The organism is Gammaproteobacteria bacterium (assembly GCA_034522055.1).
Taxonomy (GTDB): Bacteria; Pseudomonadota; Gammaproteobacteria; order JAABTG01; family JAABTG01; genus JAABTG01.
This window is the reverse complement of sequence record JAXHLS010000006.1, coordinates 569811-583304: the sequence shown is the minus strand read 5'-3', so window position 1 is coordinate 583304 and position 13494 is coordinate 569811. Positions and strand designations below refer to the sequence as shown.

The following is a 13494-nucleotide window of genomic DNA, read 5'->3' as shown; positions in this document are numbered from 1 at the left end:
TTCGGACCGGCGGCTGGGGTTCAAGGGATGCCCCGGAGTCTAAACCCGGCCCGCCGTGGGCTCCACTTCACCACGTTTTGCTAATAAGGCACCCGGCCCGGTGGGTTTATGCGCCCGTCACCGGCGGCCATCCGGGTCTCGCGCCGTGGCCCCTTCAATCCCCGCCGCGTCCCTGGGCCCCTCGGGAACAGCGGGTACCCGCGGCCGATCCGCGAGATGGCCATAGGGCGGCTCGCTCTCCAGCCGGGAGTCCAGCACCGCCGTGCCTACGGTGAAGTGGTACAGATCCTGATAGCGTGTCGTATCGAGCCCGAGGGCCTCGTGCACCAGGTCATCGAAGTAGCAGCCGATGCCGGTGCCCTGGACGCCGGCGGCCTCGGCCTCGAGGTAAAGGACCTGACCCATGAGGCCTGCCTCCCAGAAGCGTCGCCGGTAGCGCCAGGGCTGACCCTGGATGTCATCGAAGCGGGCCAGCATGGCCAGGGAGAAGGCGGAATCGGCGGCGATGTCCTGCTGGCAGGACACCGTGGCCGCGAAACCGCGGGTATCCCCAAGCCCCAGCAGAAACAGGGGCAAATGGGCCGGACAACCGGGCACCGCAGACCACTGCCAGTCGGGAGCCATGGCAGCCGCGAGGCGGTCACGTTCGCCGGCATCCCGCACCAGGCCATACACCCCGGGCTCCAACCCCGCCACCCGGTGCACGAAGAACACCGGATGCACCGCGGGGGCGTCCCGGGTGAGAGTCCAGGGCGGCACGGGCCGCGGCATCAGGGCATCCACCATGCGGAAAAAGGCCCGAGCATCGATGCCGCTCACGCCATCGAAGGCCTGGGCCGAGCGCCGGCGGCGCACCAGGTGGGACACGGCCAGGGACGACACGGGCGGAAGGGGCGGCAGGGCTGGCCATGGTGCCGGGGTGGCGGCCCGCTCCGCAGGCTTGACCGTAGCCGCCGCCACCGCCGGGATATCCCGCCACTCGCGGTGTTCGCGGCTCAGTGCGTTGGCCCGGCCCTGCCACGGCACCCCCGCCAGAGCGCCCAGCACCTCGTCCATCGCGGGAGGTTCGCCCGCTCCTATCCACAGCAAGGCCTCAGGGGTCTCGTGGTCCCCCGGGGGGGAATCTCCCGCCCGGTCCACACCCGTGAGAGCGGCGATGGCCTCGTCTCCCCAATGGTCCAGCAGGCGCGTCGGCCAACCCAGGGCGGCGGCCCCATAACCGAGAGCGGCCAGGGCATGGCCGCAGTCGTGCTGGCAGTAACGGAAGGCCCGCATGCCGTACTTCCAGGCCTCGCGCCAATGGATGCCGGTGAGGGCCACCAATACCCCATCCGGCCAGGAAAACGGGGCACCGGCGCGCCGTTCCAGGCCATGGTCGTGGGGCCGATAGTGGTATACCCCGGCGTCCAGGCCGGCCACGGCGGAAGTGATGAGATATCCTTCCGTAGGATGGAGATTGCCGCTGGACGGATTGCAGCGCAGGGCCCAGCGGTTGCCGCGGAAGGACTTCCAGTCGGCGAGGCCCAAGGCCAACTCCAGCAGGTGGGCCAGGTTGTCGCGGGTGAAGGGTCGTGCCGCCACGGTCTGCGGCCGGAACAGATCGTCATAGGCCACCGGCAGCTCGCCTGCGAGCAGCGGCAGTTCCACCCGGGGCGCGCCCTCGTAGTGACGGAAGGGGTCGGGCTGGTTGACCCAGTCGAGGCGCCCCGGTCCCGGCGCCATACGTTGGGGGTGATGTTTTGAAAGTTCGTGATAGTGATTCAGGGTCTCGTTCATATCACCATGGTGGCCCAATGGGGGACCGGGAAATACCGGGCCCGAACACGGTAATCCACAAACATGGTGAATGGTGAATGGTGAATGGTGAATGGTGAATGGTGAATGGTGAATGGTGAATGGTGAATGGTGAATGGTCAGGAGTGTAGTTGTTGGGATGGAACGATGCGTAACCACGATTTCGAGACCTGATCCGGATCGGCAAGGCCCGTTGTCAGGCGGCCATCAGCCTGACCGGAAAGGTTCGTTCCCGCCGGCAGCGAGCAGGTCGGTCACCGCCCGCGGAATGGCCGCGTCCAGCCAGTAGCGCGCGGCGCCGGATGCGGAGCCGGTTACGAAGCCCACGTGGCCGCCGTGGCGGGCCAGCTCGAGCCCCACCCCCGGCCCGAGATCCTTTTCACCGGGCACGTCCTCGGGGTACATGAAGGGGTCGTCCAGGGCGTGGATGATGCGGGTGGGTATCACGACCCGCGGGATAAAGTGGCAACTGCTACAGCGATGGTAGTAGTCGTCGGCACCGGCGAAGCCGTGCAGCGGGGCGGTGATGGCATCATCGAACTCGTATAGGGTGGTCAGCCGGTGAAGGTCCACCGTGAACGGCATCTCCACCACGGCAGCCTTGCGGCGGTAGGAGCGCTTGAGCCCAACCAGCAGGTGGCGGCCATAGAGGCGCGACGCGCCCTGCTCCAGCCGCGCCGCCGCGCGCCACAGGCGAAAGGGCACCGATACCGCCACCGCCGCCCTAAGCAAGGCCCCTTCCCCTTCCTCCCCCAGGTATTTCAGTAACAGGTTGCCGCCCAGTGAGAACCCCACGGCGGCGGCCGGGCGACGGCCGTGGCTGTCCAAGTGTCCGAGGACCTCCGCCAAGTCCTCGGTGGCGCCGGAGTGATAGCCGCGGGCCAGCCGGTTGGGCTCGCCGCTGCAGCCCCTCAGGTGCATGAACACCGTATCGAAGCCGTGACGGTCGAGGGCGGCCAGGGTAGGCGTGACGTAGTGGGACCTCAGGGAGCCCTCGAGACCATGGATGACCAGCACCAGGGGCCGATCCCCCTGTCTATACCACACCAGGTCGATGAAATCCCCGTCCGCCAGTTCCACTCGCTCCCACCGGCCCTCAAGAGCCAACCGGGTCCGGAAAAAACTCGGCCACAGGGTCTGCAGATGGGGCGAAGGCAACCACCATGCCGGCCTGAAAGATCCTCGATTCACGATACAATGGGCTCCTGCTGCGATACTCGTGAACGTGAAAGTCGCGAAGCACGAACTCCCCCTCTCCCTCTGGGACAAATCCGTCGGGAACGGATTCGAACGCGCCTTGGCGCGGTCCCCAGGGCGAAGGGCGAAGGGCGAAGGGCGAAGGGCGAAGGACAGGATGCCCGGCGTACAGGGATGGGGTGAGGGAACGAGCGTGGCAATCTCGACCGCGACGAGCAACAAAAACAATGCCTTGCCGACGATTCCCAAACACTTTCATCGACGGGGTGTTAATCCTTGCCACCTTCACCATACTAAGCGGTTGAAAAAACGGACCTTCTGCCATGAGTACTGAAACTGACTGTGTCATCGTCGGCGCCGGGCCCTGCGGCCTGTTCCAGGTGTTCGAACTGGGTCTGCTCGGCATCCATGCCAACGTGGTGGACTCCCTGCCCTACACCGGCGGCCAGTGCACCCATCTGTATCCCGACAAGCCCATCTACGACATCCCCGCCCTGCCCGTGTGCGGGGCTCGGGAGCTGGTGGAACGGCTGGAGAAGCAGATCGCCCCCTTCAGCCCCACCTTTCACCTGGCCCAGGAGGTGGTCCAGTGCGCCCTCATGGAGGACGGACGCTTCCACGTGGCGACCTCCAGGGGTACCGAGTTTCATGCCCGCACCGTCATCATCGCCGGCGGCGTCGGCTCCTTCCAGCCGCGCCCCCTGCGGGTGGAAGGAGCGGAGAGATACGCCGGGGACACCATCAACTACGCCGTCCGGGACCGCGACAGGTACGCGGGCAAGCACCTGATCATCCTGGGCGGCGGCGACTCGGCCCTGGACTGGACCCTGGACCTGGTGAACGTGGCCGACCGCCTCACCCTGGTGCACCGGCGCGAAGGCTTCCGCGCCGCCCCCGCCTCCGTCAATCACATGAAGGAGCTGGTGGAGCAGGGGCGCATGGACCTGGTCACCGGCAAGACCGCCGCCCTGGTGGAGAGGGACGGCCGCCTGGCCGGTCTCGAGGTAAAGGATGCCCACGGCGAGGTACGCACGGTGGAAGGCGACGAGGTCCTGGTGTTCTACGGCCTGTCCCCCAACCTCGGGCCCATCAAGGAATGGGGCCTCAAGCTCAACAAGAACCAGATCGTGGTGGACACCGCCATGTTCCAGACCAGTGTGCCCGGCATTTTCGCCGTGGGCGACATCAATTTCTATCCGGGCAAGAAGAAGCTCATCCTGAGCGGCTTCCACGAGGCCGCCCTGGCCGCCTTCGCCGTTCAGCACTTCATCGACCCGGAGAAAAAGCAGTTCCTCCAATACACCACCACCAGCCCCGCCATGCACGAGCGCCTGGGGGTGGACGGCTCAAGCGTGGGCAAACACTAGGCCAAGCGCTGGACGAGGCGCGCTTGCCACGCGTCCCCACGAGACCCGCGTCGCCGTGGCCGAACAAGGCCAGGGCGGCTCGTTCAGCTTTTCCCAAGATACCCGAGGTAAACCATGAAGACCTGGCAATGCACCATTTGCGGATTCATCTACGACGAGGCCGAGGGCCTGCCCGACGAGGGCATCCCCCCCGGCACGCCGTGGGAAGACATCCCCGAGGACTGGCAATGCCCCGAATGCCAGGTGGAGAAGGCCATGTTCGAGATGGTGGAGGTCTGAGCGGCGTTCGATTGCCGGGAGCAACCGACAGGGCGCCGTTCAAGCCCCATCGCCGCCGAGCCATTCCACCGTATAGAGATCCCGGCGCCGATCCTTGCGGTTGGTGACGGAGCCCTCGTGGCGGATCTGGGCCAGGCGGTCGAGGTCCAGATCGGCGATCAGCGCCATCTCCGTGTTCGGAGTGCTCTCCGCCATGATGGCGTCGTGGGGAAAAGCGAAGTCCGAGGGTGAATAGACTGCCGATTGGGCGTACTGGATGTCCACGTTGTCCACCTGGGGCAGGTTACCCACACTGCCGCCGATGGCCACGTAGCATTCGTTCTCGATGGCCCGCGCCTGGGCGCAGCGCTGCACCCGCAGGAAGCCGTTCTTGGTGTCGGTCCAGAAGGGCACGAAGAGGATGTCCATGCCCTGCTCCGCCAGCAGCCGCGCCAACTCCGGGAACTCCACGTCGTAGCAGATGAGGATGCCGATGCGCCCGGCATCGGTGTCGAACACCCGCAGAGAATCACCACCCTGGATCACCCAGTCGCGGCGCTCGTGGGGCGTGATGTGGAGCTTGGGCTGAGTCTCCACCGTGCCGTCCCGGCGGCACAGGTAAGCGTAGTTGAACAGCACGTCGCCCTCCATCACCGGCAGGCTGCCGGCGATGATGTTGATGTTGTAGGTGACGGCAAAATGCGTCAGGGCCTCCAGGGTACGTTCGGCGAAGCCGGCCAGGAAGCGCACCGCCTCGTACTGAGTCTCCTGCTCCCCCAGGCCCATCAGAGGGGCGTTGAAGAACTCGGGGAACATGACGAAATCGGCCTGGTAGTCGGCCATGGAGTCCACGAAGTACTCCACCTGGTCCAGCCAGCTCTGGAAGGAGTTGGAAGGTCGCATCTGCCACTGCACGATGCCCACCCGTACCACCACCTTGCGGATCAAGTCCACCGCGATGCCCTCGGGCTCGTAGAGGATGTTGCTCCATTCCAGCAGGGTGGCGAAGCCCCGGGACTTGGCATCCTCGGGCAGATAGCCCTTCATGATGCGCTTGACCTCGAAGTCGTTGGCGAGCTGGAAGCTAAGGATGGGGTCGTGGATCGCCTTGCGTCGCACCCCGTCGATGTAATCCTCCGGAGCCAGATCCCCGGCGTACTCGTGATAGCGCACGATGCGCCCGCCCGCCAGGATGGCGCGCAGGTTGAGGTTGCGACACAATTCCTTACGGGCGTCATAGAGGCGCCGTCCCAGGCGCAGGCCGCGGTAGTCCGGGTCCACGAACAGGTCCATGCCGTAGAGGGCATCTCCCTTGGGGTCGTGGCGGATGCGCTCGCGGCGGCCGATGAGGTCATCATAGGTATGAGCGCGGCTGAAGCGCTCGTAGCTGCAACGCACCGTCAGGGCCACCGCGATCACGCGGCCATTGTCCTCGATGGCGATTTGCCCCTCGGGGAAGTCCTTGAACAGCGCCAGCAGGGAATCCCGCGGCCACGCCCCCCCGATGTCCGGATAGACCCGTTCCATGAGGGCCTCGAGTTCGGGGATGTCCCCGGCGGTGAGGTTGCGCAGCTTGAGCCTGAGGTCTGGGGGAATTCGGTATTCAACGTCTTCTGCCTGTGGGATGGGTCGGCCTGGGGGGACAATGGCCCCCATCGGTCCGGTGATTATGCCCGGTCCAACATGGGGGTCTGAAACATTCCCCACGGCCTCACCCTCCCCCTGTCGGGATTCATCCCGACATCCAAACCCGCCGCCCAAGCCGGCACCGGGTGACGCTTGATGCCCTCGGTGTGGTGGGCGGGATTATGCCCTGCGCGCGCTTGCCCGTGAACACACCGGCACCGGCGGCCGGGCACGGTCCCATTGATGTATCTCAATGGGCATGACGTAACTCCATGCTATTTATGAATCTCGTTGGACACGGTCCGGCCCTAACTCTCATGGCGATACACGCCGCCCGAGATGATGAAAGAAGAGCGCGTATCGCCATGTTCGTTCCCTCACCCCATCCCTATACTCCAGGGCGTCCTGCCCTTCGCCCTGCGGGCCGCGCCAAGGCGCGTTCGAATCCGTTCCCGACGGATTTGTCCCGAAGGAAGAGGGGAGTTCGTGCTTCGCGACTTTCACGTTAAAACCAGAGGAGTCACGCCATGGCCGATGCCGTCCCGCAGGCCGACGCAAAGAGCACCGCATTCGGCATCAAGGATTGCGCCCTGGTGGTACTGGCCACCGGCCGCAAGGCGCGCCTGCTCCAGGAGTTACGCAGCGAAGTCAGCCACGCCGACACCGCCAGCATCTACCACCACTTCTGGGGCAGCCTGCTCCAGCCTCGCCTCGAGGAGCGCGAGTACAATAACGACTTCGCCGAATGGGTGCGCCATGGCGTCCACGACCCCACCCTGGCCGAACGCCTGGCCGCCCTCTCCCCCACCAACTATCCCGACCTGGAGGCCCTGCGCCGGGAGATGGTAGAACTCATCGACACGCGCCTCGACGAGGCCGGCCACCACGCCTTCGCGCCGGCCACCATCCAGTTCGAACTCGCTCGCTCTCAGATCGTGGTATTCGATACCGGCCGGCGCCTGGCGCATCCCCGCGAACTCACCGCCAGCATCCCCGACCTCACCACCGGCAGTATCTTCTACCACTTCGTGGATGCCCGCCGGCGCACTGCCGACGGGCGGGACGACTTCAGCGACTGGCTGGCGATCTTCGGGTCCGAGGTGGAACCCCTGCGGGAGCAGCTGGCGGCCGTGGACCCTTACTTCGGCGGCCTCCATGCCCTGCGCGACGAACTGGCCGGGCTGTTCGCCATCCACTTCCCGGAGGTTTCACCATGAGCACCCTGGAGGACTACGCCCAGGTCGCCGGGCCCGAGGTCATCGCCCACCTCAGGCAGCTGGCCGCGCCCCTGGCCGGGGCCCGCGTGGTACACGTCAACTCCACCCGGGTGGGCGGCGGCGTCGCCAGACTCCTCACCAAGCTGGTGCCCTTCATGGAAGAACTGGGGCTGGAGACTCACTGGGAGGTCATCTCCGGCGAGAGCGAGTTCTATGAGTGCACCAAGGGCATGCACAACGCCCTCCAGGGCAACCGCGTGGCCCTCGGCTCTCACCTGCTGCGGGTCTACGAGGAGACCAATGCCGCCAAGGCCGAGGAGCTGAGGCCGGTGCTGGCGGACGCCGACTTCGTATTCATCCACGACCCCCAGCCGGCGCCGCTGCTCGGACACTTCCCCGAACGCAGGGGCAAGTGGATCTGGCGCTGCCACATCGACGCCAGCCACCCCTACCGCCCGGTGTGGAAGTATCTCTATCCCATGGTGGCACCCTACGACGCCAGCATCTTCTCCCTGGCGGCCTTCGCCCAGGACCTGCCCCATCCCCAGTACCTGGTGCCACCCAGCATCGATCCCCTGAGCGACAAGAACATGGAACTGCAAGAAACGGAGATCGCCCGGGTGTGCGAGCACCATGGCCTCGACCCGGCGCTGCCCATGGTCATCCAGGTGTCGCGTTTCGATCGCTTCAAGGATCCCGTCGGTGTCATCCGCGCCTACCAGCTGGCGCGGCGCTTCACACCCCACCTGCAACTGGTGCTGGCCGGCGGCGGGGCCACCGACGACCCCGAAGGCGAGGTGGTACTGCAGGAGGTGGAGGCCGCCGCAGGTGACGACCCCAACATCCACACCCTACTGCTGCCCAACGACGCCCACACGGAGATCAACGCCCTGCAGCGGGCCGCGGACATCGTGCTGCAGAAATCCCTGCGCGAGGGCTTCGGCCTCACCGTCACCGAAGGCCTGTGGAAGGGCAAGCCGGTGATCGGCGGTGACGTGGGCGGCATCCGCCTGCAGGTGGTGAACCACCACACCGGCTTCCTGGTCAGCACCCCGGAGGGAGCGGCCCTGCGCATCCGCTATCTCCTCCACCAGCCGGACAGGAGGCGGGAGATGGGCGACAAGGCACGCCGCTTCGTGCGCGAGAATTTTCTTCTCACCCGCCACCTGAGGGAGTATCTCACCCTGATGGTGGCCCTGCTCCACGGTGCCACCGACCGCATCGAGCTCGGCCAGCCGTGACAGAAGGGGCCTCGCGGTGCCACGTGATGCCCTTCGGCGCCACGGTACTGGCAGGCGGCGGCGTGCTCTTCCGGCTATGGGCACCGGCGGCCGGGCGCGTGGATCTGTGCCTGTACGCGACGGAGGATGGCGGCGGTGCACCGGACGCCATCCTACCCATGACCGCAGAGCCGGAGGGCTGAGTTCGCCTGCACCACCGAGCTGGCCGGCCCCGGCAGCCACTACCGCTTTCGCATCGACGGCGGCACCGCGGTGCCGGACCCGGCGTCGCGCTTCCAGCCCGCCGACGTCCATGCACCCAGCGAGGTCATCGACCCGGCGGCCTGGCAATGGCGGGACGACGGCTGGACCGGCCGGCCCTGGGAGGAGGCGGTCATCTACGAGGCCCACGTAGGCACCTTCACCGCGGGCGGCGACTTCGCCGCCATGGCCGGCGCCTCGACCACCTCGCCGGACTCGGCATCACCGCCCTGGAGCTGATGCCGGTGGCCGACTTTCCCGGTAGCCGCAACTGGGGCTACGACGGCGCCTACCCCTTCGCCCCTGACAGCACCTACGGCCGCCCCGAGGACCTCAAGGCACTGGTGGAGGCCGCCCACGAGCACGGCCTGATGGTATTCCTGGACGTGGTCTACAACCACTTCGGCCCCGAGGGCAATTATCTCCACCTCTATGCCCCCGACTTCTTCACCGACCGTCATCCGACACCCTGGGGCGACGGCATCAACTTCGACGGCCATCGCAATGCCTGGGTGCGTCGCTTCTTCATCGAAAACGCCCTGTACTGGCTCACCGAGTACCACCTGGACGGCCTGCGCCTCGATGCCGTGCACGCCATTCTCGACGACTCCGAGCCCCACATCCTGACCTCGCTGGCCCGCGAGGTGCGGGACCGCATCGGCGAGGGCCGCACCGTTCACCTGGTGCTGGAGAACGACCACAACGCCGCCCGCTATCTGGACGCCCGGGGGCAGGCGCGCCCCAATGGCTACCGCGCCCAGTGGAACGACGATCTCCACCACGCATTACACGTGCTGCTCACCGGTGAGACGGCGGGCTACTACCAGGACTACGCGCCGGCACCGGCCGGCCACCTGCTGCGCTGCCTCACGGAGGGCTTCGCCTACCAGGGCGAACCCTCCCCCTATCGCGGCGGCACCCCCCTGGTGAGCCCAGCGGGCACCTGCCACCCACCGCCTTCGTGGGTTTTTTGCAGAACCACGACCAGGTGGGCAACCGCGCCTTCGGCGAGCGCATCGCCGCCCTGGCCGCGGACGAGGCGGTGCATGCCGCCACCGCCCTGCTGCTGCTGGCACCGGAACCGCCCCTGCTGTTCATGGGCCAGGAATGGGGCTGCGCCCGCCCCTTCCCCTTTTTCTGCGATTTCGGTCCCGATCTCGCGGAGCGGGTGGTGGCGGGGCGGCGCGAGGAATTCGCGGACTTTCCCGAATTCCGCGACCCCGCGGCACGGGAACGCATCCCCGACCCCATGGCTGATGCCACCTTCGCCGCCGCCGTGCTGGACTGGGACGCCCCGGCGCGTCCCGCACACTCGCGCTGGCTGAACATCCACCGCCAGCTGCTGGCCCTGCGCCACCGCGAGCTGGTGCCACGGCTGCGCGGCCCGGTGCACGACAGGGGCGGACAGCTGCACGGCGCCACCGCCCTCACCGCCGCATGGACCCTCGGCGACGGTTCCCGGCTGGCAGTGACGGCCAACCTCGGGGAGGCCCCCGTCGACGGAGTCAGCCTGCCCGGGGGACGCGTGCTGTACACCACCCACCCGGCGGATACGGCAGCCGCTGCCATCCGTTTGCCGCCGTGGTCGGTGGTATCGGTATCTGGATGACGGCGCGGGGCATGGGCCATGAGCGCCGACGGCGTCCCTATCGCCACCTACCGGCTGCAACTCAACCGCGACTTCACCTTCGCCGACGCCCGCGGCATCGTCCCCTACTTGCAGGCACTCGGCATCAGTCACGTCTACGCCTCACCCTTTTTGAAGGCCCGGGCCGGCAGCAGCCACGGCTACGACATCGTGGATCACGACGCCCTCAACCCGGAGATCGGCAACGAGGCCGACCTCACCGCCTTCACCGACAGCCTGCACCGCCACGGCATGGGCCTGGTGATGGACATCGTCCCCAACCACATGGGGGTGGGAGGTGGCGACAACGGCTGGTGGCTCGATGTGCTGGAGCACGGCGAGGCCTCGCCCTACGCCGACTACTTCGACATCGACTGGCGCCCGGCGAGCCCGGCACTGCGCCACAAGGTGCTGCTGCCCTTCCTGGGGGACCACTACGGCGCCGTGCTCGAGGACGGCGGCCTGGTGCTCGGCTTCGATGCCACGCGCGGCGCCTTCGACGTGCGCTACTACGAGCACCTGTTCCCCATCGATCCGCGCAGCTATCCCGCCGTCCTGGGGCACGCCCTCGACCCCGCCGGCGAGCCCACCCTGGACAGCGCCGCCCGCGACGGGCTGGAGGCCGTAGCGGCGGCCTGCCGCGCCCTGCCGCGGCGCTCCGCGACCGGTGCCGCCCGGCGCCGGGAACGCCGCCGCGCCGGCGCCGGCTGCAAGGAGCGCCTGGCCGCCCTGTGCCGTGATCACCCCGCGGTAGAGAAGCGCCTCCACGCGGCCGCCACGGCCCTCAATGGCACCCCCGGCGAGTCGGCCAGCTTCGACCGTCTCCACCGCCTGCTGGAGGCCCAGGCCTACCGCCTCGCTTACTGGCTGGTGGCCGCCGACGAGATCAACTATAGGCGCTTCTTCGACATCAACGACCTCGCCGGCATCCGCGTGGAAGACGCCGATGTGTTCACGGCTACCCACCGGCTGGTGCTTCGGCTGGTGGCCGATGGGCACGTCCAGGGCCTGCGCGTCGATCACCCGGACGGCCTGTGGGACCCCCAGGGCTACTTCGGCAACCTTCAGACCCTGACCTCCGCCGCGGCCGGCGCTGCGGGTGAAGGCTTCTACCTGCTGGCGGAAAAGGTGCTGGCCGACCACGAGCACCTGCCGGCCGACTGGGCGGTGGCCGGCACCACCGGCTACGAAACCGCCCACTTGATCAACGGCCTGTTGGTGGATCCGAGCGCAGAGCGCGATCTGACCCGCCTCTACCAAGGCTTCACCGGCCGCCGTGAGCAATTCGACGAGATCCTCTACCACAGCAGGAAACTCATCATCAACAGCGTCCTGGCCAGCGAGCTGGCGGTACTGGCCAACATGGCGAGCGCCATCGCCCGCACCGACCGCCACACCCGCGACTTCACCTATCACCGCCTGCGGGACGCCCTGGCGGAGACCGCGGCATGCTTCCCGGTCTACCGCACCTACCTCACCGCCGTCCGTGCCGCCGAGGCCGACCACCGCCATATCCGCTGGGCCATTGCCCAGGCCAAGCGCCGCAATCCCGCCGCCGACCTCCAGGTCTACGACTTCCTGGAAGGACTGCTCGGCCTGGCAAACCAGAACCGCCGCGACGCCGCCGCCCGCCGCCTGGTGGTGCGCCTCGCCCTGCGCTTCCAGCAGTACACCGCGCCGGTGATGGCCAAGGGCATGGAGGATACCGCCTTCTACGTCTACAACCGCCTGACGGCACTCAACGACGTGGGCTTCGATCCGCGGGTCTTCGGCGTCTCCGTCAAGGCCTTTCACCACGGCATGGGGCAACGTGTGGAACACCATCCCCACGGTCTCGTAACCACCTCGACCCATGACAGCAAGCGCAGTGAGGACGTGCGGGCGCGCACCGCGGTACTGTCGGAGGCCCCTCGCGCCTGGGGCCGGCACCTCGCCCGTTGGCGGCAGCTCAACCGCATCAGGAAACGGCAGGTGCACGACACACCCGCCCCGTCGCCGGAGGACGAGTACCTTCTGTACCAGACCCTGGCAGGTGCCTGGCCGATGGAGTGCTCCACCCACGAGGCCCTCGCTGCCTTCCGCGAGCGCACCGCCACGTACATGGAGAAGGTGGTGAACGAGGCCAAGACCCACAGCTCATGGATCAACCCCGACGACGAGTACCTGGAGGCCACCCGGGCCTTCGTGACGGCACTGCTCGACGACCCGGAACGCAATCCCTTTCTGGCGGACTTCATCCCCTTCCAGCAGAGCATCCTGCGTTACGGGCTGCTGAACAGCCTGTCCCAGACCCTGCTCAAGCTGACCGTGCCCGGCGTACCGGACATCTACCAGGGCACCGAGCTGTGGAACTTCAGCCTCGTGGACCCCGACAACCGCCGCCCGGTGGACTACGAGCGACGCCGTAGGCTGCTGGAGACTCTTTCCGCCGAGGGCGACGCCACCCCTGCCCTGGCGCGCGAGCTGATGGCCGCCCTCGAGGATGGGCGCGCCAAGCTCCACGTCATACGCCAGGCCCTGCGCCTGCGCCAGGGCCTGCCCGAACTCTTCCGCGACGGCGGCTATGCCGGCCTGGCGACGTGGGGAACCGCCGCCACCCACCTGGCCGCCTTCGCCCGCCACCGCCAGGACGACCACGTGGTGGTGGCCGTCCCGCGCTGGCTGGCACGGCTCGACGGCGGCACGGAGAAGGGCTGTCTGGGAACGAGGGCCTGGCGCGACACCACCGTGGCCTGCCCGGAGGCGGCGGTCAGTGCATACCGCAACGTGCTCAGCGGCGAGAAGATAGGGGTGCGGCAGACTCCGGACGGAGCCGGATTGGCCGCCGCCGAACTGTTCGCCACCTTCCCGGCCGCCCTGCTGGTGCCCGTCTGAGACGCCGCCTCACTCGCCGTAGCCCATGCCGCTGCCACGGGAATCACGGGCGA

At 67.5% G+C, this 13494-nt stretch carries 10 protein-coding genes and 1 pseudogene; 8 read left to right on the top strand and 3 right to left on the bottom strand.

The window, feature by feature from the left end; genetic code table 11:
• Positions 1 to 117: 117 nt before the first annotated feature.
• Together U5S82_21455 and U5S82_21450 are read right to left on the bottom strand one after the other, a co-directional pair.
• On the bottom strand, positions 118 to 1776 hold the full coding sequence (locus tag U5S82_21455; protein ID MDZ7754132.1) for a SagB/ThcOx family dehydrogenase: 1659 nt from the start codon (positions 1774 to 1776) through the stop codon (positions 118 to 120).
• Between the two features lie 225 nt (positions 1777 to 2001).
• On the bottom strand, positions 2002 to 2985 hold the full coding sequence (locus tag U5S82_21450; GenBank protein ID MDZ7754131.1) for a hydrolase: 984 nt from the start codon (positions 2983 to 2985) through the stop codon (positions 2002 to 2004).
• 329 nt (positions 2986 to 3314) lie between these two features.
• Between U5S82_21450 and U5S82_21445 the strand changes: the two genes are divergently transcribed.
• Together U5S82_21445 and U5S82_21440 are read left to right on the top strand one after the other, a co-directional pair.
• Complete coding sequence (locus U5S82_21445) at positions 3315 to 4358, top strand: NAD(P)/FAD-dependent oxidoreductase (GenBank protein ID MDZ7754130.1); 1044 nt, start codon at positions 3315 to 3317, stop codon at positions 4356 to 4358.
• A gap of 114 nt (positions 4359 to 4472) precedes the next feature.
• On the top strand, positions 4473 to 4637 hold the full coding sequence (locus U5S82_21440) for a rubredoxin (GenBank protein ID MDZ7754129.1): 165 nt from the start codon (positions 4473 to 4475) through the stop codon (positions 4635 to 4637).
• Positions 4638 to 4676: 39 nt separating this feature from the next.
• Here U5S82_21440 and U5S82_21435 read toward each other — a convergent pair whose 3' ends face one another.
• The gene (locus tag U5S82_21435; protein MDZ7754128.1) at positions 4677 to 6272 is read right to left on the bottom strand and encodes a bifunctional GNAT family N-acetyltransferase/carbon-nitrogen hydrolase family protein; all 1596 of its coding nucleotides are present in this window, start codon (positions 6270 to 6272) and stop codon (positions 4677 to 4679) included.
• Positions 6273 to 6769: 497 nt separating this feature from the next.
• Between U5S82_21435 and U5S82_21430 the strand changes: the two genes are divergently transcribed.
• From U5S82_21430 to treY, 6 genes and pseudogenes are all read left to right on the top strand, one after another.
• Entirely contained in the window at positions 6770 to 7459 is a 690-nt protein-coding gene (locus U5S82_21430; GenBank protein MDZ7754127.1) for a DUF5752 family protein, read from the top strand.
• A complete protein-coding gene (locus U5S82_21425) occupies positions 7456 to 8700 on the top strand; it encodes a glycosyltransferase (protein ID MDZ7754126.1) in 1245 nt (414 codons plus the stop codon). The genes U5S82_21430 and U5S82_21425 overlap by 4 nt, the downstream gene beginning before the upstream one ends.
• Positions 8697 to 8882: a hypothetical protein gene (locus tag U5S82_21420; protein MDZ7754125.1), complete on the top strand. Its 186-nt coding sequence runs from the start codon at positions 8697 to 8699 to the stop codon at positions 8880 to 8882. The genes U5S82_21425 and U5S82_21420 overlap by 4 nt, the downstream gene beginning before the upstream one ends.
• 147 nt (positions 8883 to 9029) lie before the next feature.
• Positions 9030 to 9302: pseudogene (locus U5S82_21415) on the top strand (alpha-amylase family glycosyl hydrolase).
• A 608-nt stretch (positions 9303 to 9910) separates the two neighbouring features.
• Positions 9911 to 10549, top strand: coding sequence for a DUF3459 domain-containing protein (locus U5S82_21410; protein ID MDZ7754124.1), 639 nt, complete (start codon positions 9911 to 9913; stop codon positions 10547 to 10549).
• Positions 10550 to 10567: 18 nt separating this feature from the next.
• The gene (gene treY / locus U5S82_21405) at positions 10568 to 13441 is read left to right on the top strand and encodes a malto-oligosyltrehalose synthase (GenBank protein MDZ7754123.1); all 2874 of its coding nucleotides are present in this window, start codon (positions 10568 to 10570) and stop codon (positions 13439 to 13441) included.
• Positions 13442 to 13494: the final 53 nt, after the last annotated feature.